Below are 21,365 nucleotides of genomic sequence, written 5' to 3' on the forward strand. Positions count from 1 at the left end.
GTATGCCCGGGACCAGGTCGGTCTTCTCCACGCCGACCAGGATGATCACCTGCGAGCGATCTCCGAGTACAGGGCCTCTCTCGACGAGTTCCAGGATTTGGGGGACCAAAGGGGCATCGCGAAGGTCTACAACCATCTCGCGCTGAGTCAGAGCGAGACCGGAAGACACCATCGTGCTTCCAGCCACTTCCTCGTTTCCAAACAGCTCTACCAGGCGTTGGGGGATGAGCACATGGCGGCACGCGTGGCCATGAACCTCTTCCAGATGCGCTTCGGGGAGGGGCGTCACAGAGAAGCGCGGGCATTGAACGAGCGCTGTATGTGGGTGTTCCGGGCCTATGGTGACGCTCTCGGTATCGCGAGTACTCAGCACAACAGGGGACTTCTGGAGAGCTACCTGGGCAGGCATAGGGACGCCTACGACAGTTTCCAGTCGGCCCAGAGAGGGTTCTGGTCCGCCGGTGACGTCACGGGGATGATCAGGAGCAAGGTCGGTGTGGGAACCGCCCTGTTGGGTTTGGGCAGGATTCCCGAGGCCGAGTGGACCTTGTTGAACGGTCTCGAACTGGCCGAGATACATGACCTCGCCCTTCCGAGATCACCCCTTCTGCGAGCTCTCGGGGACGTGCGGTCGGCACAGCAGCGTCGTTCCGAGGCCGAGGTGATGTACCAGGAGGCCAGGGGAGTCGCCGCCAGCACGGGTGCGCATCAGAACGAGGGGATGTGCTGCTCACGTCTGGGAGACCTCAGCAGCTTGAAGGGCGACCCGGAAGAGGCGTTGGCGTACTGGGCGGAGGCGGTGCGGCACCTCGAACGGATGCCGACGCCCTACCTGGAGCAGGTGCGTTCCAAGATCAAGTGGTTCCAGTACGTAAGGGGCCAAGCGGTGGGTTAGGGACCTTCGGGAGGACTTTCTCCAACCATCTGCGGTACGGACAGATGTGTGGTTAAGGTGCCTGCTGGTACTGGAGCAATGTGGCTACCGGTGCTTATTTACCCCCTTCCCTGGAAAGTCCTGCCTTGTTCGCTTCGCAGAGCACCGTTGCCCCGGATCTGACCTCTCTTCCTTCACAGGTGTCCAGCGACGATCCGATACGCGTACACAAGTGATCTGAAAGCGGACATGCCTCGACAAGGTCCGTGCAAGGTCAGGGCTTGTCCGCGATGAGGTTTCCAAGTTCCCGGCAAGGTCTCCCACCAGCCCCTGTTCAGCCGGTCGGCGCAGGGTGGAACCCGGATTGAGTCATCAACCGGGAAGGTCCACAGGCGATGGGGCACACGCAGCACTGGAGACGAGACAATCACGGACCGGTCGCCCCGGTCACCCTGCGCACCGACAAGACGGTCGCGGTCGTGGTGGAGAACCACCAGGCCGGAGACCGGTTGGGAGACGTTGTCTCCCTCTTCGAACACGACCCCCGGATCCAGGTCGTGTACGTGTTGGCCCAGAACTCCAGGTTCTCCCCGAGCGCGGCGAGCTACCTGGAGCGGTTCGACGGGCTGCTCCTGACCTGGGAACAGGCCCTCCGGTACGACTTCGATCTCGCCCTCGCCGGTAACAACGGGCACAACAGCCACCTCGAACAGTTGCGGGCCCCGGTACTGGTCGTCCCGCACGGCATGGGGTTCAGCAGTGTGGTCCCCCCGGGTGCCGGGTTCGGGCCACCGCTCAGGAAGCCCCCCATCGTCGACGCGATCTACTCGACCCTGGTGCGTTATGGCCGGGTGTCGGCGGCGGCGATAACGGTTCCCCACGTGAACCACAGGCACACGATCGGTCGAGTGGTCTCCGAGGCCCTGGAGATCACCCACGTGGTGGGGGATCCGGCCTATGACCGGGCCACCTCTTCGGCTTCGGAACGAGACCGCTTCCGACAGGCCGCCGGTGTCGACGCGGACGAGAGGTTGGTCGTCCTGTCGACCACCTGGGGCGGGGAATCCCTGATCGGCATGGAGCCCGGCCTGGTCGAGCGGGTGATGACGGCACTCCCCGGCGACCACGTCGTGGCACTGCTCGTCCATCCCGGCGTATGGTCGGCCCACAGCCCGCGGCAACTCCTGGCTTGGCTGGCCGCCGCGCGTCGACGGGGTCTGCGGGTGTTGGAACCGAACTCCTCGTGGCTGGGGCTGCTCATGGCCGCCGACGTGGTGATCGGCGATCACGGCAGCACCACCTACATGGCCGCTGCACTGGGGAACCCCGTTCTGCTGACGGGAGGGGGCCTGGAGGGGGTGGCGCCGGGGTCCCAGTCGGAGGTGCTGTTGCGGATGGAACGGCGTCACGACCCGGAGCGGTCGTTGCCGGCGCAGCTGGAGACCGTGATCGGTCGCCACGACCCGGGCGTGACCGACCTCTACCGCTCGCTGCTGACCTCCGAGCCCGGTCGGGCCGCCGCGTTGGTGCGCGAGCTGATCTACCGTCTTCTGGGCCTCCCGGAACCGGGTGACACCGCCGTGCCGGCTCCTCTCCGCTCGCCCACCTTCTTCCACTACGGAACGGAGGACCGGTGAGAGCCCCGGCGGAGGGCTCGGCGCCCCGGGTGACGTGGTGCGCGGTCGAGTTGCGCTCGACTCGTGGCGGAAGCGGTTTCGTCGACGAACACCTGCTCGTGGTCGCGGACGGAGGGGTGGAGGACCGGTGGCTCCGGGCGGCCGACGTGGTCCTGTCCATCCAGCGGCACGCCGCGGACGCCGATCGGCTCCTGGACGTCCTTCCCGGGTGTGCGGTCGTGGCCGGGCCGGACGGAGGAATCCGCGCCAGGGGTTGGACGGACGGTGTTCGCCGGCGTCTTCCGTGCCTACCCTGGGAGGAATCGGGACAGGGCGTGGCGCGGCTGCTCGCGTCCTTCGCCCACGCTTGGTGGTCGTGGAATCTCATGGGGGCCGCACCGGGCCGTTGGCCGATCGGGTTCGACCTCACCCGTCCTCGTTGGGAGCCAGGGAGTCGAGTCGCCGTCGGGTTCCTTCGGTCCGAGGATCTGCGAGTGACGTGTAGATGGCGAGTGCCCGAGTGAGTTCCACGCGTGCGCCGTCGGCGTTCCCACTCATGAGGAACGCGTCGGCGCGCATGACCCTCAGCCCGGCGATCTCGGCGGAGGCGCCGACCCTCGTCGCCAGGGGGAGCGCTTCGTCCAGGTGTTCCTCCGCCCGCACCGCGTCTTCGAGCGCGAGGTGGGCGGCGGCGAGTTCGCCAAGGGTCCTGGCCCTCATGTAGGCGTCGTCGTCGGCGCCGAAACCCTCCAGAGCCCTCAGGAAGTAGGGAATGGCCGCTCGGTACTCGCCCGAGTCCCGGGTGGCCCTCCCCAGACGACGCAGCATGAGGGTGACCCCGCGTTCCGGACCGGTGGCCTCGTATATGTCGATCGCCTTCCGGAAGTGCGGTATCGCCCGGGCGGGCCTGCCCAGGTCCAACTCGCTCATCCCGCATCCCTCCAGGCTGCTGGCCGCACCATCGAGATGACCGATGCGCTCCCACAGTTCCAGGGAACGGTGGTAACCGCCGTAGGCCTCCTCCGGGTCTCCCATGCTCCGTTGGGCGTCGGCCAGGGCCAGCAGCATGCAGGCCTGCACCCCCGCGTCTCCGAGTGCGTCGCCGGAGGCCAGACCGATTGTGTAGCACTCGTGCCAGATCAGGTAGTGCCGTCGCAGGGTGAACAGGTTGCGGAGGGTCTCGCACAGCTGCCAGCAGGTCGAGTGACGTCCGCTGTCATGGGCGGCGTGCACGCAGGACCGCAACGAAGGCAGTTCCTCCGATAACCAGTTCAGGGCATCGTCATGGGTGTCGAAGTCACGGACGGGTGTGCGATCGAAGACCGGTGCCAGAACCCAACGATGGGGGTTGATCGTCCGGTCGGCCGCGGCGGCGGTGGTCAGGTAGTACTCCAGCACCCGGTCCAGTGCTTCCTCGATCTCCTCCGCCGGCTCATCCTCTTCTGCCCGGGCGCGGGCGTGTAACCGGATCAGGTCGTGTTGACGGAATCGGCCTCCGGGGGTCTCCTCCAGGAGGTTGGCCGCCACCAGATGGTCCAGGCGGTTCTCGGCGTCGGACGGGTCCGTGGCCAGCAACGCCGCGGCGACCTCGACGGTCAGGTCGCGGGCCGGCAGCACCCCCGACAACCGGTACAGACGTCGGTCGGGCTCGGACAGCTCCCGATAGGAGGTGGTGAACACGCTGTCCACGGAGAGCTCCCGGGTGTGGCTGAGCGCGGCGAGACGCTCGCCCTCGTCGGTCAGACGCGAGACCAGCCGGTCCAGGGGTTGGTGGGGGCGCAGGGCGAGACCGCTGACGGCGGCGCGCAGGGCCAGGGGGAGCCGCCCGCACAGGCCCACGAGCCGTCGGGCCGAGGTGGGATCGTCGCCGGCGCGGCCGTCGCCGAGCATGCGCGTCACTAGTTCGAGGGCTTCGTTCTCACCCAGCGGCCGGATGTCCAGGAACTCCGCGCCGTCCAATCGCAGGCCGGTCAGGTGTAATCGTGTGGTCACCACGACCAGGTGCCGTCCCTGTCCCGGGGTGAGCGCCCGGACCTGGGCCGCCGACATGGCGTTGTCCAACAGGAGGGCGATCCGTTTCCCGTGGGTCCGGCTGCGGAAGGCCGCCGCCCGGGTGTCGAAGGAATGGGGAATCGCGGCGGGTTCGGTCCCCATGGCCCGGAGAAAGGCGTCCAGGACGTCCGAGGCGTCGGTGGGTCCGGACTCGGTGAACCCCTGGAGGTCGGTGTACAGGGTGCCGTCGGGGAAGTGCTCCGCGATCGTGTCGAGGAAACGGGTGGCCAGGGCGGTCTTGCCCACGCCTCCGGGACCGGTGAGCACCATGATCCGTCCGTGTCCCTCACTGGCGACCTCGTGCCGAAGGGTCTCCAGACGACGGAACTCGGTCGCACGGTCGGTAAAGATGCGGGGCGGCATCGGCAACTGTCGGGGAACGGGGTCGGAGCCGGCCGTTACCAGGTGCACGGAGCCGTGGATGGTCCCGGTCTGGATCACCGTTCCGCCGTGCACGGCCCCCGTGGTGTTGTCGACGGGGGTGCGCCGGTCACCTTCCTGAGGGGGCATGAAGGAGCTTTTCTCTCGACATCGACAGAGGGATCGACAGAGAGGGTTGTGCCCCAGGACGTCGGATGTATTCCTTTGCTGGACGGGAGAGGGGAAAGTAAGAGAAGTTCCCAAAAGGCGGCAAAGGGTTTGAATCAGGGACGGAGAAGCAGTGTTCTTCCGGTGTGTTCGGGAACGACGGAGGTGCGTCCAACTGTGGGAGGTCTTGTGGAGATCACCGGCATCATCAGCGCACTCATCGTCGGCATCATCATCGGTGCCCTGGGGCGGCTCATCGTTCCCGGCAAACAGCACCTGCCGATCTGGCTGACCTTGGTCCTGGGCATCGTGGCCGCCTTCCTCGGCGGGTGGATCGCCAGCTTCTTCACCTCCGCCTGGCTCCTGGTCCTGATCATTCAGGTCCTGGTGGCGGCGGGAATCGTCTACCTCGCCGACGGGATGTATTCGAAGAACACGGGCAAGACCGCCTGACCGGCGGCACTCACCCGCGCTCACCCGCGACTCTCAACCCGAGGTCACCGGATCCGATCCGGTGGCCTCGGCCACGTGTACGGTCCGACCGGAGTGGGCGGACTCCTCGGCGGCGGTCAACACCGCCACGACGTCGCGGCCGAACCGCAGGTCGCACGGATCGCCCCGATCCCCGGCCGCCTGGGTCAGCAGTCGGTCGATCGCGGATCCGAAGGCCTCCACGGCGCTCCGATCACCTCCGGGGACCGAACGCCAACCAGGTTCCCCATAGAGGTCGATGTCGAACGCCTTGGCCGCGGGGGCCGCGTCCAGGGTGACCGAGAAGGATCCGACGGCCCCGCCCCGGTGGTGGGTCAGCAGGTGCACGCTGTCCCGGGGGCCGTTCAGCGCGGTGACCTCCACGACCGGCCCGAGCACGGGCAGCACCACCGAGAGCAGGTGCGGCCCCACGTCCCACAGGCCGCCCTTCTCCCGACGCCAGGGCGAAGCGCCGTAAGGGTTGCCCGGCTGGAAGATGGAGGCGAACAGGGTGGCCCGGGCACCGTGCCAGCCACCTTCGGTGGTCGCGGTGCGCAGGAACTCGTTCACGTTGTCGGAGAAGCGGTTGGTGAAGAACACGACCGAGGCCGACCCACGCGACTCGACCTCGCTCACCAGGGCGTCGGCCACGTCCAGACCCAGGGACACCGGTTTGTCCAGCAGCAGGTGACGGCCGGCCCTGGCCGCTCGCAGCGCGAGGTCCCCTTGGATGTTCGGCGGCAGGGCGATGGCGACGGCGTCGACATCGGTGATGAGCGCGTCCACGTCGTCGTAGGGTCGGGTGCCGAGGTGTTCGGCCAGGTGAGCGGCCTTGGCGGGGTCTCGCCCCCACACCCCGACGAGCTCCGCCTCCGGGTGCGCGGCCAGCGCCGCCCCTTGTGTCTCGCGGGCCCAGTAACCGGTGCCCAACAGTCCGAATCGCAGTCCCATGCGTCCCTCCCAGATCAGGAATCAACCTTGAGCACCTTGACGCATGGGAACGCTCCCAACAAGGGGGAGGGGTAGATTGCCCGCATGGCCCACATCGCCTTCTTCGCCCCCAACGGTTCCGGACACGTCAACCCCCTTCTCGGACTGGCCACCGAGCTCGTCCGGCGCGGACACCGGGTCACCTTCGCCGCCCCCGAGGCCTTCGCCGACCGGATCATCGAGACCGGCGCCGAACACGTGCCCACCCCCACGACCTGGCAGGGACAAGGTGAGTCACCCCAGATGCACGGCGCGGAGCTGATCCGCGCCATGGGCTCACTACTGGAAGAGATCAAGGTCGTCCACGCCGACCAGGTCGATCGGGAGGCTCCCGACCTGGTGGTGCACGACGCCACGCTGGCCTGGTGGGGACGGCTGCTCGCCCACCGTTGGGGCGTCCCGACCGTCGAGAACTGGCCCAACCTGGTGAGCAACAAGCACTGGTCGCTGCACCACGACCACACCAGGATCAACCCGCTGAACCCGCGCTTCCTGCTCACCGTGTTCCGGATGATCCGCTACGCACGCTCCCAGGGGTTCGCCGACGGGGGCGCGTTCATGATGGGAACCGGTGCCGCGTTGCGCCTGGTCACCCTGCCCAAGGCCTTCCAGTACGAGGGCGAATCCTTCGCCGACACCCACCTGTTCGTCGGCCCGGCCCTGACCGGCCGCTCCTTCCAACAGGAGTGGACCCCGCCCAACGAAGACCCGGTCCTGTTGGTCTCGTTGGGCACCGCCTACAACGAGCGCCCCGAGCTCTACCGGGAGATCGCCCGCGCCGCACAAGGGCGCCCCTGGCACGTGGTCATGTCGATCGGGGAAACGGATCCCGACGCCCTGGGCGACCTGCCACCCAACGTCGAGGTCCACGCCCAGGTGCCCCAACTCTCCGTCCTGCGGCACGCCACCGTCTTCGTCACCCATGCCGGCATGGGCGGCACCATGGAGGGCCTGGCCAACGAGGTGCCCCTGGTCGCCCTGCCCCAGATGGCCGAGCAACGCGCCAACGCCGATCGGATCCGACAGCTCGCGCTCGGGCGTGCCCTGGATCCGGACACGGTCGACGGCGACTCCCTGTGGCGGGCGGTGGAGGAGGTCGCCCACGACCCGAACGTGCGAGAACGCCTGCGGTGGATGCGTGATCGGATCGACGAGGCGGGCGGCGCCGGGGCCGCCGCCGACGCCGTCGAAGGGCTTCTCGACGAAGGAGCGGACCTCGCCTGACGTGGCCGGATGCGGACGCCGGCCCCGTTGCCGTCATCGACGAATCCACAGGTCGTTCGGGCTTTGGTCGATGAATGGTCATCGCGGCGCCCGGTACGGATTCCGTAATCCCCTGGTGGAACCCCTTGTCCTCCACCATCATGGATTCTCTGGGATCGAGTGCCGAGGCACGGGCCGGAAAGAGGGAGCCGGCCCACCTCGGCCCGAGGGAGGGAAGCGAGCGGCGGGGGGCGAACACCCCACGCCGAGCGCGGCGTTCCCGCCTGTCCACTGTCGATGAACACTCCCCGAAGTTCACCGGACCCAAGTTTTTCCGTGGTCCGACGCACCCCGCATGCTCTGCGCTCACCATTGAAGGGGGACGATGTGGTGAGACTTGACCCGATGAGCCTTGACCCCGAGCCGACCGTGGACCGGGAGGCGCTCGAATCCGTGTTCGCCGACCACCTGTCCGAGGCCGCGGTCCGTGCCGCCGCCCTCATCTGCGGCCGATGGAACCTGGCCCTGCCCGACGAATCCACTCACCTCGACCTTCCCGTCTTCACGGACGCGACGGACGCCGGGAACTGGATGGCCGCCAACACCGAATCCCTGGTCTCCTGTGCCCGTGGGGCGAAGGAGAGCCGGAACCACCTGACGGTCTGCCGGATCACGGAGTCGTTGGAGGTCCACCTGCGCGGAACCGGCCGCGCACCGGAACTGGTGGAGCTGCTGCGCGCCGCGTCGGCCTCCGCCCGCGACATGGAGGACACGGCCTGGGAGGCCCGCACACGCAACCTGCTCGGACTGACGCTGCTCGAAACCGGGGAGCTCACCGGCGCCGACCGGGAGTTCGAGGCCGCCCTGACCCTGGCCGACGCCGATGAGGACGACCGCGGACGTGCCGCCGCCTTGGAGGGTCGGGGCATCGTGGCCCAGCGGGACCGCCGGGACGACGCGGCGCTGTCGCTGTTCGAACGCGTCCGCCCCCTCAAGGTGGCGTTGGGGTGGCCGCACGGGATCGCCGTCCTCGAATTGCTGGTCGGTCGCTCACTGCTCAACTCGGGCAGGTTCGAGCACGCCATGGAGCGCTTGGACGTGGCCATGGCGGTCTTCGCCGGTACGGGTGAGGACGCCGTACCGGACGAGGTGAACGCGGCCAAGGTCCGATCGGAACGTGGCCGGGCGTTCATCGCCGCGCGCCGCTTCGCCGACGCCCGCGAGGAGTTGCACGAGGCACGAGAGGACTTCGAGAAGTACGACCAGGTCTCGTCGTTGGCCCGTGTGTGCGAACTCCTGGCCGGTCTGGGGCAGTTGAACCGGGAGGACGACTGGCGTGGGCACCTCGTGGAGGCGGAACGCCTCTACGAGCGGATCGGCGACACCACCGCCGCCGAACGGGTCCGCCGCCACCTCTAGGAGTTCGCGCTCCCGCGGGGTTTTCGCGGGAACCTCCCTTGACAGCGTGTGGCCGGGCGTTGACGATGGGGCGACTGCAACCGTTTGCAGCAATCTGGCCTCAGGGCCGGTGCGCATTCGGAGTGCGGTCGGGTCACACGGCCGGTGCGGACGACCCCGCTGATATCCCCTGACCCCCACCGGCAGAGAGGCACCCCCATGTCCATCCAGCGCAGGAGACGACCCGCCACCCCCGTGGCGATGGCCGCCGTGGGCGGCGCGGCACTGCTCGCCGGGGCCTGGTTCGTGGTCCCCGGTCAGCAGGTCGACGGAGAACTCACCTCGGGCTCGGACCCGCGGACCCTCGCCGACCCGCACAGCGAGACCCCCGTGGGCTACGCCGCCATGAACGGCGGCACCACCGGCGGTTTCGGCGGCGACGGCGTCGAGGAGTACGTCCTGAGCGAGTACGCCTCCTGGAGTGCGGAGAGCACCCCGGGCGAGGCACTGTACGAACTCCTCAACGACCACGACGACGGTGGCGACGGAGTGGTCGTCCACGTCGACGTCACGGTCACCGCAGACCAGGTCGACGAGCAGAAGATCGACGTCAAGGACCTGGCCAACGTGTCCATCCTCGGCGTCGGCGACTCGGGTGAGTTCGACGGGATCGGCTTCAAGGTCACCCGTTCGGAGAACGTCGTCTTCCGCAACCTGAACATCCACCACGTCTCCCAGGGCGAGGGCGACGCGCTGGAGGTCACCGAACAGAGCTCCAACGTGTGGATCGACCACAACGACTTCAGTAGTGAGAAGGAGGGCGTCGACAAGGACCACTACGACGGCCTGGTCGACATCAAACACGGTTCCGAGTACGTCACCGTCTCCTGGAACCGGTTCAGCGACCACTGGAAGACGTCGCTGGTCGGCCACAACGACTCGGCCGACGCCGCCCCGGACCTCATCACCTACCACCACAACCACTTCAGCAACCTCAACACCCGTGTGCCGCTGATCCGGCACGCGGACGTGCACATGCTGAACAACGTGTTCGAGGACATCGACGGTTCGGCGATCAACGCCCGTATGGGTGCCCAGGTGCTGGTCGAGGGCAACCACTTCGACAACGTCGGCTCCGGTGACACCGACAGCCAGGACGGCCAGATCGAGGGTCCGGTCGGCTGGTGGTACGGCAGCTCCGAGACCGGCTACTGGAACCTGGTGGACAACGAGTTCACCAACGGCACCCCGCACGAGCACCTGGAGTCGACCACCGACTTCACGGTGCCCTACGACTACACCGCCCAGAGCCCCGCGGACGCCAAGGCGGACGTCGAGGCCTACGCGGGCACCGGGGTCATCGACACCACGTCCTGACCCGGCCCGACGGTGGCGCCGGACCCTTTCGGATCCGGTCCGGCGCCACCGGCAAGCGTTTGCAGAAATCCACTGATCAGCGCAGGCGGTGCGCCCCCTTGGACGGCAGCGCGGTGAACACGTCCGGAGCGCCGAAACCACGTTCGGCGAAGGCCGCACGTACCGCTTCACCGCAGGGGCCGACCCGATCGTCGTCCACGAGCGCGATCACGCAGCCACCGAAACCGCCTCCGGTGATCCGCGCGCCCAGCGCACCCGCGGTCAGCGCCGCGTCCACCGCCGTGTCGACCTCGGGGACGCTCACCTCGAAGTCGTCGCGCAGGGAGACGTGCGAGGCGGTGAACAGCGCGCCCACTTCGCGCGGTCGCCCGCCGCGCAGCAGTTCCACCGTCTTGAGGACCCGGTCGTTCTCCGTCACGATGTGCCGGGTCCGGGCGCGGGTGAGCTCGTCGGGCAGTTCCGCCAGGGCCTTGGGCAACGCCTCGACGGTGACGTCGCGCAGCGCCCGCACCCCGAGGAGCCGGGCGGCGTCCTCGCAGGTCCGCCGGCGTTCGGCGTAGGCGCCCTCCACCAGTCGACGCGGTGCCTTGGTGTCCACCACCAGCAGGGCCATGCCGTGCGCGGCGAGGTCGAACGGCTCCTGTTCGGTGGCCAGGGAACGACAGTCCAGGAACAACGCCCGCCCCTCGTCGGACAGCATCACCGCGGACTGGTCCATGATCCCGCAGGGCATGCCGACGAAGTCGTTCTCGGCGCGCTGTGCCAGGCGCGCGACCTCGGCCGGGGCGGGTTCGTCGCCGTACAGCCCGGTGGCGGCCAGGATCGTCGCGCAGCACAGCGCGGCCGAGGTCGACAGTCCGCTGCCGGCCGGGATGGTGCTGTCCACCAGCAGGTCGAGCCCGCCGATCCGGTGCCCCTCGTCGAGCAGGGCCCACAGTGAGCCCGCCTGGTAGGCGGCGCCCTCCGGGACCGTGCCCGGGGCCAGACCCGACAGGTCGAATTCGTGGGCGCCGGGGAACTGCGACGATCGCACACCCACCCGCCCGTCCGTGCGGCGGGCCGCCGCGATGGTCAGGCTGTGCGGCAAGGCCATCGGCAGCGCGAAACCGTCGTTGTAGTCGGTGTGCTCGCCGATGAGGTTGATCCGCCCAGGGGCGACCCACATCCCTTCCGGCCCGCGACCGAACGCCTCCTGGAATCGGCCCGCCAGTCCCCACTCGTCCACGTACGATGGCCCGCTCACGTCTCCACCCGCTTTCGGGTGAACTCCCAGGCGTCGGCCACGATCTCGTCCAGACCGCGAGTGGGCGACCAACCGAGTTCGGCGCGGGCCCGGTCGTTGGCCGCCACGAGGATGGCGGGGTCGCCCGCGCGTCGGGGACCGTCGACCACGGGAACGGGGTGGCCGGTGATCCGTCGGACCGCGTCCAGCACCTCGCGGACGCTGTATCCGCCGCCGCTGCCCAGGTTGTGGATCCGGTGCGTGCCCGGTTCCAGGTGCTCCAGGGCGCGCGAGTGGGCGTCGGCCAGGTCGCGAACGTGCAGGTAGTCCCGGATCGCGGTGCCGTCGGGGGTGGGGTAGTCGGTGCCGTGCACCGAGGCGTGCTCCACCTCCCCGGTGGCCACCTTCAACAGGTTGGGGATGAGGTGGGTCTCCGGGTCGTGCCGCTCGCCGAGCCCGCCGTGCGCCCCGGCGACGTTGAAGTAGCGCAGGCTGATGGCGCCCAGACCGTGGGCGCGCGCCCACCCGGTGAGCATGTGGTCCACGGCGAGCTTGCCCGCGCCGTAGGGGTTGGTGGGCGAGGCCGGGTCGGTCTCGCGCAGTGGCGTGTCCGAGGTGGGGTCACCGTAGGTGGCGGCGGTGGAGGAGAACACCAGCCGGTCCACACCGTGTTCGCGCATGGCCTCCAGCAGGGCGAGGGTGCCGCCGACGTTGGTGTGCCAGTACGGTCCGGGGTCCTGCGCGGACTCGCCCACCAGGGATTTTCCGGCGAAGTGCAGCACGGCGTCGAAGGAGGGGTCGAGGACTCGGGTCGCGTCGTGGATGTCCCCCTCGACGAAGGAGGCTCCGCCGGGGACGGCGTCGCGGTGACCGGCGGAGAGCACGTCGAGCACGGTGACCTCGTGCCCTACCTCCAACAGCAGTGCTGTGACGACGCTGCCGACATAACCGGCGCCGCCGGTGACGAGGAGTTTCACGGGGTGGCCTCTCGGATGCGTTGGGCGGTGGTCTCGGGCGCGATGTCGTTGATGAACACGCCCATGCCGGACTCGGTGCCGGCGAGGTACTTGAGTTTGTTCTCGGCGCGGCGGATGGAGAAGATCTCCAGCCGCAGCCGGGACAGGTCCCGGGCCTCGGAGTCGCGGACGGGCGCCTGGTGCCAGGCGGAGATGTAGGGCAGCGGCTTGTCGAAGAGCCGGTCGAGCCCGCCGAGCAGGTCGGTGTACAGCTCCGCGAAGGCGTCACGTTCGGCGTCGTCGAGCGAGGGCAGGTCGGGGACGTCGCGATGCGGGTAGACGTGCACCTCCACCGGCCAGCGGGCGGCCTCGGGCACGAACGCGGTCCAGTGCTCGTTCCGCAGCACCACGCGCGGCCCCTCGCGTTCGGCGGACAGGATGTCCTCGAACAGGTCGCCGCCGGTCTCCTCCCGGTGTGCGCGGGCCGAGGCCACCACGGAGGTGGTGCGGGGGGTGACGAACGGCAGCGCGTAGATCTGACCGTGCGGGTGGCTCAGGGTCACCCCGATCTCCTCGCCCCGATTCTCGAAGCAGTACACCTGCTCGATGCCGGGCCGTTCGGCGAGCGCGGCGCTGCGATCGGCCCAGGCGTCGACGATGGTGCGCACACGGGCGCTGCCCAGCTGTGCCATCGAGGTGTCGTGGTCGGAGGAGAAGCAGAGCACCTCGCAGCGTCCCTCGTCACCGCTGAGCGACGGGAAGCGGTTCTCGAACGCGACCACGTCGTAGTCGGCGGCGGGGACCTCGGTGTGCCGGTCGACGGTGGAGGGGCACAGCGGGCACTGGTCGCTGGGCGGTAGGTGGGTGCGGCTCTGGCGGTGCGCGGCCACCACGACCTGCTCGCGGGTCAGCGGATCCCGGCGCAGTTCGGATCCGGGGGCCCGTTCGGGCAGGTCGCGGGGGTCATGGAGTTCGCGGTGCGCGTCTTCGGATTCGTCGAAGTAGATGATCTCGCGGCCGTCGGCCAGGCGCGCGGTGGTCTTTCTCATCCGGTCTCCCGGGGGACGTCGGTGACCACGAGGTCGCCCACGTGGTCTTGAAGGGTGTGTCGGGCGTCCGTGGCGAGCCCGTCGTCGGTGACGAGCACGTCGCAGCGGTTCAAGGGGGTGATGGTGCTGATTCCGACGGTGTCCCACTTACTGGAGTCGGCGGCGACCACCAGGGTCGCGGCGGACTCCACCAGGGCGCGGTTGGTCTCGGACTCCATCAGGTTGGGTGTGGTGAATCCGGCCCGTTCGTGCATGCCGTGCACGCCCAGGACCAGGGTGTCCAGGTTGATCCCGTGTACGGAGGCGAGGGCGAGCGGGCCCACGAGGGCGTCGGAGGGGGTGCGGAACCCGCCGGTCAGCGCGACGGTCTGGTCGGAGCGCTCCGAGCGGTGGAAGACCTCGGCGACGGGCAGCGAGTTGGTGATGACGGTGAGACCGGGGGTGTCGCGCAGGTACTCGGCGACCAGCGCCGTGGTGGTCCCGGCGGACAGGCCGACGGCGCTGTTCGGTTCGACGAGGTCGGCCACGGCCCGCGCGATGGCGTGCTTCTCGGCCGCCTGCCGGGTCGACTTGGCCTGGAAGCCCGGTTCCTCGGTGCGGGGGCCCTCGGGGGCGACCGCGCCGCCGTGCACCTTGCGCAGGGCGCCGCGTCCCTCCAGGGTGTCGAGGTCGCGTCGGATGGTCATGTCGGACACGGCCAGGGACGCGACGAGGTCGGTGACGCGGACGCTTCCGTCCTGCCGGAGCCGATCGAGGATCAGCTCCTGTCGTTGCGCGGCCAGCATCCTGCCCCCTGTGATCGAAAATGTTGGATTCTGTTGAATCAAAGTCTCATTGGCTGGTCGGTCACTGTCAATGGGGGTCTGGTTCCGGGAGGCGTGTGGGAAACCGTTGATAAGCGTTGACATTTCGCGGGTGCAGTGTCGACGATGTGGAGGTTCGTGTCGGCACTCACACACTCGATGGACCCTCGCGTGGCCGGACCGATTCTGGGAGCGATCAAGGATGACCAACCAGCGCACCATCACCCTGCGGGCCGCCGGGGCCGCCCTGGTCCTGCGCGTGCCGGAGAGCGGTCTCCCGCACGTCCTGCACTGGGGCGCGGACCTGCCCGACTTCGAGGGGCTGGCCCTGGCCGCCGAACCCCCGGCCGCCAACAACGGCGTCGACGTTCCCACCTACGTCTCCCTGGTGCCGACCCAAGGTGAGGGATGGCGCGGACACCCCGGGCTGGCCGGGCACCACGAGGGGCGGATCACCTATCCGGCCTGGTCGCGGGTGGAGGTCGACGTGGATCCGTTGGAGGGCGCCGAACCCGGCGTGGGCGGACGCGTCACCGTCTCCGCCGAGGGCGGTGGTCTTCGACTCCGCACCGAACTGCGCATGGAACCCGAGGGGCTGGTCCGGGTCCGGCACACCGTCACCAACCTCGATCCGGCCCCCTGGACCCTGGACACGCTCAACGTCACCCTCCCGCTGCCCCGCGAGGCCGAGGAGGTCCTGGACCCGACCGGCCGTTGGGTGCGCGAACGTGTCCCGCAGCGCTCGCCGTTGGGCATGGGCACCCGCACTCGGGCCTCGCGCCGGGGGCGCACCGGCCACGACTCCCCGCTCGTTCTCACCGTCGGGACCCCGGGCTTCGGGTTCCGCGAAGGTGAGGTCTGGGGCGTGCACACCGCCTGGAGCGGCGACCACGTCCACCTGGCCGAACGTCTCCCCGAGGGTGCGGGGCAGGCCGACGCGGTCATCGTCGGCGGCGAACTCCTCCACCCCGGCGAGGCGCGTCTGGGGCGGGACGAGTCCCACACCACCCCATGGGTGTTCCTGAGCTGGTCCGATCAGGGCCTGGACGGGATGTCCGGCCGCTTCCACCGCTGGCTGCGCGCCCGCCCCGAACACCCCTCCTCACCGCGCCCGGTGGTGCTCAACACCTGGGAGGCGGTCTACTTCGACCACGACCTGGACCGACTGAGGGAACTCGCCGACACCGCCGCGCGCATCGGCGTGGAACGGTTCGTCCTGGACGACGGCTGGTTCCGTGGCCGCCGCGACGACACCGCAGGCCTCGGCGACTGGACGGTCGACGACCAGGTGTGGCCGGACGGTCTGCACCCGCTGTTCGACCACGTGCGCTCCCACGGGATGCGGGTGGGGCTGTGGGTGGAACCCGAGATGGTCAACCCCGACTCCGACCTCGGACGCGCCCACCCGGAGTGGTTCCTCGCGCCGCAGGGCCGCCCCGCGCTGCCCAGCCGCAACCAACAGGTGCTGGACCTGGGCCGCCCCGAGGCGCTGGAGTACGTGTTCGAGCGCCTGGACGCCCTGGTCACCGAGTACCGACTCGACTACCTCAAGTGGGACCACAACCGCGACCTCTTGGAAGCCGTGCACGCGCCCACCGGTTCCGCCGGGGTCCACCACCAGACCCTGGCCGTGTACGAACTCATCGATCGGCTCCGGGCCCGTCACCCGGGGCTGGAGATCGAGTCGTGCTCCTCCGGGGGCGGCCGCGTCGACCTGGGCATCCTCGCCCGCACCGATCGGGTGTGGGCCTCCGACAACAACGACCCCCTGGACCGGCTCGCCATCCAACGGTGGACCGAGCTGCTCCTTCCCCCCGAACTCATCGGCGGCCACGTGGGCGCTCCGGAGTCGCACACCACCGGCCGGGTCGCATCGCTGCCCACCCGGCTGCTCGCCGGCCTGTTCGCCCACGCCGGGATCGAGTGGGACGTCACCACCTGCGACGAGACCGAACTCGCCGCGCTGGCCTCCTGGATCCGGCTGTACAAGGAGATGCGCCCGCTGCTGCACTCGGGGGACGTGGTGCACGCCGACACCCCCGACCCGGCCGAACAGCTCGACGGCGTCGTGGCGACCGACGGCGGCGAGGCGCTGTTCCGGTACGCGCGACCGGAGGCGTCCGTGCGCGCGCTGCCCGGCCGGGTCCGCCTGCCCGGACTGCGCCAGGACCGCCGCTACCTGGTGCACTGGCGGCAGGACACGGGATGGCCCTCGACCATGCAGCAGGTGACGCCGGAGTGGTTCGGCGGCGAACCCCGAGAGTTCTCCGGGGCGGTGCTCGCCCGCGCCGGCCTCCAGATGCCCAACATCAACCCCGGTCAGCTGATCCTGCTCCACCTGAAGGAGGTCTGATGCCCGAGTACTCCGCGCTGGAGGGGTTCGCCCCATCGTCCGGGGCCCGTGCCCCGCGCGCCCGCCTGCGCTCCGACGCGCCCGACCTGGACCTGAACGGCGTCTGGCGGTTCCGCCTGCTGCCCGAGGCCCCGCAGGACACCGGCGGGTTCGAGGCGCCCGACTTCGACGACATGACCTGGGACGACCTGCCCGTCCCCGCCCATTGGCAACTGCACGGTCATGGGGCGCCCGCCTACACCAACGTGAACTACCCGTTCCCGCTGGACCCACCGTTCGTGCCCGACGAGAATCCCACGGGGGAGTACCGTCGCGTGTTCGACCTCCCCGAGGGATGGCCCAAGGGCAGCGGCGCGGTACTGCGCTTCGACGGCGTGGACTCCTTCTTCCGGCTGTGGGTCAACGGCATCGAGATGGGGTTCGCGACCGGCAGCCGGCTGGTGAGCGAGTTCGACGTGGGGCACCTGTTGCGGGCCGGGCGCAACGTCCTGGCGGTGCGGGTGCACCAGTGGTCCGCCGCGAGCTACCTGGAGGACCAGGACATGTGGTGGCTGTCCGGGATCTTCCGCGACGTCACCCTGCTGTCCCGGCCCGTCGACGGGATCGAGGATGTCACGGTCGTGGCCGACCACGACCACACCACCGGCGTGGGGACCCTGCGCGTGGACGTCACGGGCTTCCCCGGGGCCCGTGTCCATCTGCCCGAACTCGGACTCACCGACCTCGAACCCGGGATCGCGCACCGGGTGGGGGAGATCGAACCATGGTCGGCCGAGACACCGAGGCTCTACGATGCCGAGGTGGTGGCCCCCGGTGAACGGGTCCGGCTGCGGATCGGCTTCCGCACCGTCGTGATCGAGGACGGGGAGCTGAAGGTCAACGGCAGGCCCCTGCTGCTGCGCGGGGTCAACCGGCACGAGTGGCACCCAGACCACGGCCGCGCGGTGACACGGGAGACCATGCGCGAGGACGTGCTGCTGATGAAGCGGCACAACGTCAACGCGGTGCGGACCAGCCACTACCCGCCGCACCCGGACTTCCTCGACCTGTGCGACGAACTGGGCCTGTGGGTGGTGGACGAGTGCGACCTGGAGACCCACGGGTTCGAGGTGGTCGACTGGCGCGGCAACCCCTCCGACGACCCGCGTTGGCGCGACGCCTACCTGGACCGGATCCGGCGGACGGTGGCGCGGGACCGCAACCATCCCTCGATCATTCTGTGGTCGCTGGGCAACGAGTCCGGCCGGGGCGAGAACCTGCGAGCCATGGCCGACTGGGTGCACGAACACGAACCCTCCCGTCCGGTGCACTACGAAGGCGAGTGGGACAGCTCCTACGTGGACGTGTACTCGCGGATGTACCCCGAGCACGCCGAGGTCGAGGGCATCGGCCGTGGGGAGGAACCGGTGATCGAGGACCCGGAGGCGGACGATCACCGGCGTTCCCTTCCGTTCGTCCTGTGCGAGTACGCCCACGCCATGGGCGCCGGCCCGGGTGGGCTGGAGGAGTACCAGCGGCTCTTCGAGCGCCACCCGCGCCTGGTCGGTGGGTTCGTCTGGGAGTGGATCGACCACGGGATCCGGCGACGGGAACCCGACGGCACCGAGTGGTTCGCCTACGGGGGCGACTTCGGGGAGGTGCTGCACGACGGAAACTTCGTGGCCGACGGGTTGCTGCTGCCCGACCGGGTCCCGAGCCCCGGTCTGACCGCGCTGGCCCGCACCTTCGCCCCGCTGCGCCTCACGGTGGACCCCCGGGCCGCGACGGTGACGGTGGAGAACCTGCTGACCTTCGCCGACACCGCCCACCTGGCCTTCGACTGGGAGGTGGCCGAGGAGGGCGAGGTGTTCGGTGGTGGGAGCCTGCCGGTTCCCGTGCTCGCCCCCGGCGAGCGGATCGAGGTGCCGCTGCCGGAGGTGCCCCGTGGTGAGGGCGCGGAGACCTGGCTGACCGTCACCGCGCACCTGACCGACGACCTTCCATGGGCCGGGTCGGGCCACGAGGTGGCGTGGGGACAGGCACCCTTGGTCGATCGGAGGCCCGCACCCGAGCAGGCGCCGGCGCGGCCGCTGCTCGACGGCGAGGGACTGCGGCTCGGCCCCGGTCTGTTCGACGCCGGAACCGGCCGGTTGCTCACGGTGGGCGGCCTCGACGTGGGCGAACCTCGGGTGGGGGTCTGGCGTGTCCCCACCGACAACGACGAGGGTCTGCACGGCATGGGGCTCGCCCCGTTCTGGCGAGGGCTCGGGCTGGACCGGCTCACCGAACGACGGGTGGCGGTGGACGTGGCCGACGACGCCCTGGAAGTACGCACCCGCCTCGCGCCGGCCGCCCGTGACCTGTGCCTGGACGCCACCTACCGGTGGACCGCCGACGCCGACACGCTCTGGCTGGACCTGACCGTGACGGCGACGGGGGAGTGGATCTGTCCGCTGCCGCGCCTGGGCATCGACCTCACCCTGCCGGGCGCCTTGGGCGCGATCGAGTGGTTCGGGTACGGGCCCGGCGAGGCGTACCGGGACATGGCCCAGGGGGTGCGGATCGGCCGGTTCACCGACACGGTCGACGGGTTGCAGACCCCCTACCTGCGCCCACAGGAGAACGGCCGGCGGATCGGCACGCGGTGGCTGGAGCTGTGGGACGAGGCCGGCTCCGGGCTTCGGGTCCAGGGCGACCCCGAGTTCGAGTTCACCGCGCGACGGTGGAGCGACCACGAGTTGGACGCGGCCCGACACCCGCACGAGCTGGTCGCGGGGGACCGGGTGCACCTGCGGGTGGACGCCGATCACCACGGGTCGGGTTCAGCCTCCTGCGGTCCGGGTGTGCTGCCAGTCCACGGGCTCCTCGCGGGGACCCACCGGCTCCGCGCGGGCCTCACCCGGCTCCGCGGCTGAGGCGGTACGGCGCGGTGGTCGGTGCGCGGTGAGCTGGACCAGCAGCACCGCCCCGACCGCCGCCAGAGCGCCCAGGCCCTGCGTCACGGTGAGGGTCTCGTTCAGTACGAGGAAGCCGAGGAGCGTGGCGGTGAGCGGACTGGCGAAGGACATGAAGGACACCGCGAGGGCGGGGAGCCGTTCGATGCCGCGGAACCACACCACGTAGGAGAGCAGCGCGCCGAACAGACCGAGGTAGACGTAACCGCCCAGGTTGGCCATGGTGATCGAGGACGGCAGCCCCTCCACCAGCAGGGTCGGGGGAAGCAGCACGAGTCCACCGGCGGTGAGCTGCCAGCCGGTGGTCGCGAGCACGCCCACCCCCTCGGGGCGGCCCCAACGTTTGGTGAGCACGATCCCCGAACCCATGCACACCGCCCCGAGCAGGCCGGCCACAACGCCGATCGGGTTCAGCGCGGCCTCGGGGCCCACCACGAGCAGTGCCACGCCCAAGGCGCCCAACAGGCAGGCCAGGGCGTGGGCCGGGCGGATGGCCTCGCGCAGAACCAGCGCCCCGAGCAACAGCACGATCACCGGCTGGACCGCCATCACCAGGGCCGCGACCCCGCCGGGCAACAGGTAGGCGGCGATGTAGAGCAGGTAGAGGAAGGCGCCGATGTTGAGGGTGCCCAGGACGAGCGCGCGCCACCACCACACGCCCTTGGGCAGGGAGCGGGTGATGAGCAGGAGGAGCAGCCCGGCGGGCAGGGCGCGGGTGAGCGCGGCCAGGAACGGCCGGTCGGGCGGCAGGAATTCCGTGGTGATCAGGTAGGTGCTGCCCCAGACCATGGGGGCGAGCGCGGTGATCAGGGTGTCGGCGGCGGTCCGCCCACGGCCGCTCACCGTGTTCCCCGGGCGGTCTCGTCGGCGGAGGGGGCCATGAAAAACCTTTCGATGTCGAAATGTTCGATGTCGAAAGGTTAGGTCGGTTTCGGCGGACCCGTCAAGCGAGCGCCGTTAGGATCACGTCATGAACGACGCCGTCGACCTGTACCTCGCCCAGTGGAACCGGGAGCGCCCCGACCTCGACGTCTCACCGATGGCGATCATCGGTCGGATGAACCGCCTACAGCAGATCCTGGGTCGAGGGGTCGGTGACCACCTGGCCGGACACGGCCTGGAGCGCTGGGAGTTCGACGTGCTCGCCACGCTGCGGCGGTCGGGCGCGCCGGACCACAGGCTCGGCGCCAAGGATCTGGTGCGGATGACCATGGTGGGTTCGTCCGCCATGACCAACCGCGTGGATCGCCTGGCCGAACGCGGCCTGGTCCACCGGGAGGTCGATCCCGCCAACCGACGCCGTGTCCTCATCGGCCTCACCGACGAGGGCCTCGCCATGGTCGACAGGGTGGTGGAGGACCACGTGGCCAACGAGAGTCGCCTGTTGGAGGGGCTCGACCCGGGCGAACGCGAACAGTTCGTCCACCTACTGCGCAAGCTGCTGCTCTCCCTCGGCGACAGCGCCCCCGAAGGGGAACAGGGTCGAATCCGGACATGACGAAGGGGAGGCCCCGTGGGACCTCCCCGGCTGTTCGTGGTC

General features: G+C 69.6%; 16 protein-coding genes. 9 read left to right on the top strand and 7 right to left on the bottom strand.

Annotated features, from left to right (window positions below; all coding sequences use genetic code 11):
- Both ACWGKS_RS28035 and ACWGKS_RS28040 read left to right on the top strand, forming a co-directional pair.
- Window positions 1-895 (top strand): tetratricopeptide repeat protein (locus tag ACWGKS_RS28035; protein WP_452524670.1); only part of this gene is annotated, 895 nt, incomplete at its 5' end.
- 374 nt (window positions 896-1,269) lie between these two features.
- A complete protein-coding gene (locus tag ACWGKS_RS28040; RefSeq protein WP_358513894.1) occupies window positions 1,270-2,511 on the top strand; it encodes a hypothetical protein in 1,242 nt (413 codons plus the stop codon).
- 405 nt (window positions 2,512-2,916) lie between these two features.
- Here ACWGKS_RS28040 and ACWGKS_RS28045 read toward each other — a convergent pair whose 3' ends face one another.
- Entirely contained in the window at window positions 2,917-5,052 is a 2,136-nt protein-coding gene (locus tag ACWGKS_RS28045; RefSeq protein ID WP_358513896.1) for a tetratricopeptide repeat protein, read from the bottom strand.
- A 207-nt stretch (window positions 5,053-5,259) separates the two neighbouring features.
- On the opposite strand from ACWGKS_RS28045, the gene ACWGKS_RS28050 reads away from it, so the two are divergent.
- On the top strand, window positions 5,260-5,523 hold the full coding sequence (locus ACWGKS_RS28050; protein WP_358513944.1) for a GlsB/YeaQ/YmgE family stress response membrane protein: 264 nt from the start codon (window positions 5,260-5,262) through the stop codon (window positions 5,521-5,523).
- Between the two features lie 33 nt (window positions 5,524-5,556).
- Here ACWGKS_RS28050 and ACWGKS_RS28055 read toward each other — a convergent pair whose 3' ends face one another.
- On the bottom strand, window positions 5,557-6,492 hold the full coding sequence (locus ACWGKS_RS28055) for a Gfo/Idh/MocA family protein (protein WP_358513898.1): 936 nt from the start codon (window positions 6,490-6,492) through the stop codon (window positions 5,557-5,559).
- Window positions 6,493-6,576: 84 nt separating this feature from the next.
- Here ACWGKS_RS28055 and ACWGKS_RS28060 point away from each other — a divergent pair, with 84 nt between their 5' ends.
- The 3 genes from ACWGKS_RS28060 to ACWGKS_RS28070 all read left to right on the top strand — a co-directional run bounded on the left by ACWGKS_RS28060 (window position 6,577) and on the right by ACWGKS_RS28070 (window position 10,509).
- Complete coding sequence (locus ACWGKS_RS28060; RefSeq protein ID WP_358513900.1) at window positions 6,577-7,755, top strand: macrolide family glycosyltransferase; 1,179 nt, start codon at window positions 6,577-6,579, stop codon at window positions 7,753-7,755.
- A 384-nt stretch (window positions 7,756-8,139) separates the two neighbouring features.
- Window positions 8,140-9,153 carry a hypothetical protein gene (locus ACWGKS_RS28065; RefSeq protein ID WP_358513902.1) on the top strand — a complete coding sequence of 338 codons (1,014 nt, stop codon included), beginning with the start codon at window positions 8,140-8,142 and terminating at the stop codon, window positions 9,151-9,153.
- Window positions 9,154-9,351: 198 nt separating this feature from the next.
- Window positions 9,352-10,509 (top strand): pectate lyase family protein, encoded by a 1,158-nt coding sequence (locus ACWGKS_RS28070; RefSeq protein ID WP_358513904.1) that lies wholly within the window; start codon window positions 9,352-9,354, stop codon window positions 10,507-10,509.
- A gap of 76 nt (window positions 10,510-10,585) precedes the next feature.
- Here ACWGKS_RS28070 and galK read toward each other — a convergent pair whose 3' ends face one another.
- From galK to ACWGKS_RS28090, 4 genes are read right to left on the bottom strand one after another with little or no spacing between them, the layout of a single operon-like run.
- On the bottom strand, window positions 10,586-11,752 hold the full coding sequence (galK, locus tag ACWGKS_RS28075) for a galactokinase (protein WP_358513906.1): 1,167 nt from the start codon (window positions 11,750-11,752) through the stop codon (window positions 10,586-10,588).
- A complete protein-coding gene (galE, locus tag ACWGKS_RS28080; RefSeq protein WP_358513908.1) occupies window positions 11,749-12,708 on the bottom strand; it encodes a UDP-glucose 4-epimerase GalE in 960 nt (319 codons plus the stop codon). Before galE ends, galK begins: the two co-directional genes overlap by 4 nt.
- Window positions 12,705-13,736, bottom strand: a complete 1,032-nt coding sequence (galT, locus tag ACWGKS_RS28085; RefSeq protein WP_358513910.1) for a galactose-1-phosphate uridylyltransferase — start codon at window positions 13,734-13,736, stop codon at window positions 12,705-12,707. The genes galE and galT overlap by 4 nt, the downstream gene beginning before the upstream one ends.
- The gene (locus tag ACWGKS_RS28090; RefSeq protein WP_358513912.1) at window positions 13,733-14,521 is read right to left on the bottom strand and encodes a DeoR/GlpR family DNA-binding transcription regulator; all 789 of its coding nucleotides are present in this window, start codon (window positions 14,519-14,521) and stop codon (window positions 13,733-13,735) included. Before ACWGKS_RS28090 ends, galT begins: the two co-directional genes overlap by 4 nt.
- Window positions 14,522-14,741: 220 nt before the next feature.
- Between ACWGKS_RS28090 and ACWGKS_RS28095 the strand changes: the two genes are divergently transcribed.
- Both ACWGKS_RS28095 and ACWGKS_RS28100 read left to right on the top strand, forming a co-directional pair.
- The gene (locus tag ACWGKS_RS28095; protein WP_358513914.1) at window positions 14,742-16,892 is read left to right on the top strand and encodes an alpha-galactosidase; all 2,151 of its coding nucleotides are present in this window, start codon (window positions 14,742-14,744) and stop codon (window positions 16,890-16,892) included.
- Window positions 16,892-19,786 (top strand): glycoside hydrolase family 2 TIM barrel-domain containing protein, encoded by a 2,895-nt coding sequence (locus tag ACWGKS_RS28100; protein ID WP_452524672.1) that lies wholly within the window; start codon window positions 16,892-16,894, stop codon window positions 19,784-19,786. The genes ACWGKS_RS28095 and ACWGKS_RS28100 overlap by 1 nt, the downstream gene beginning before the upstream one ends.
- Here ACWGKS_RS28100 and ACWGKS_RS28105 read toward each other — a convergent pair.
- The gene (locus ACWGKS_RS28105) at window positions 19,694-20,668 is read right to left on the bottom strand and encodes an EamA family transporter (protein WP_358513918.1); all 975 of its coding nucleotides are present in this window, start codon (window positions 20,666-20,668) and stop codon (window positions 19,694-19,696) included. The two genes, ACWGKS_RS28100 and ACWGKS_RS28105, sit on opposite strands and share 93 nt — an antisense overlap.
- 127 nt (window positions 20,669-20,795) lie before the next feature.
- On the opposite strand from ACWGKS_RS28105, the gene ACWGKS_RS28110 reads away from it, so the two are divergent.
- The gene (locus ACWGKS_RS28110; protein ID WP_358513920.1) at window positions 20,796-21,323 is read left to right on the top strand and encodes a MarR family winged helix-turn-helix transcriptional regulator; all 528 of its coding nucleotides are present in this window, start codon (window positions 20,796-20,798) and stop codon (window positions 21,321-21,323) included.
- Window positions 21,324-21,365 lie beyond the last annotated feature (42 nt).

The sequence above is a fragment of the Nocardiopsis sp. NPDC055879 genome (genome assembly GCF_053615935.1).

What these genes read in the sequence shown, in the direction of transcription:
- ACWGKS_RS28040 (WP_358513894.1), top strand. Translation starts at nt 1,270, where the DNA reads ATGGGGCACACGCAGCACTGGAGACGAGACAATCACGGACCGGTCGCC.
- ACWGKS_RS28045 (WP_358513896.1), bottom strand. Translation starts at nt 5,052, where the DNA reads ATGCCCCCTCAGGAAGGTGACCGGCGCACCCCCGTCGACAACACCACG.
- ACWGKS_RS28055 (WP_358513898.1), bottom strand. Translation starts at nt 6,492, where the DNA reads ATGGGACTGCGATTCGGACTGTTGGGCACCGGTTACTGGGCCCGCGAG.
- ACWGKS_RS28060 (WP_358513900.1), top strand. Translation starts at nt 6,577, where the DNA reads ATGGCCCACATCGCCTTCTTCGCCCCCAACGGTTCCGGACACGTCAAC.
- ACWGKS_RS28065 (WP_358513902.1), top strand. Translation starts at nt 8,140, where the DNA reads ATGAGCCTTGACCCCGAGCCGACCGTGGACCGGGAGGCGCTCGAATCC.
- ACWGKS_RS28070 (WP_358513904.1), top strand. Translation starts at nt 9,352, where the DNA reads ATGTCCATCCAGCGCAGGAGACGACCCGCCACCCCCGTGGCGATGGCC.
- galT (WP_358513910.1), bottom strand. Translation starts at nt 13,736, where the DNA reads ATGAGAAAGACCACCGCGCGCCTGGCCGACGGCCGCGAGATCATCTAC.
- ACWGKS_RS28090 (WP_358513912.1), bottom strand. Translation starts at nt 14,521, where the DNA reads ATGCTGGCCGCGCAACGACAGGAGCTGATCCTCGATCGGCTCCGGCAG.
- ACWGKS_RS28095 (WP_358513914.1), top strand. Translation starts at nt 14,742, where the DNA reads ATGACCAACCAGCGCACCATCACCCTGCGGGCCGCCGGGGCCGCCCTG.
- ACWGKS_RS28100 (WP_452524672.1), top strand. Translation starts at nt 16,892, where the DNA reads ATGCCCGAGTACTCCGCGCTGGAGGGGTTCGCCCCATCGTCCGGGGCC.
- ACWGKS_RS28110 (WP_358513920.1), top strand. Translation starts at nt 20,796, where the DNA reads ATGAACGACGCCGTCGACCTGTACCTCGCCCAGTGGAACCGGGAGCGC.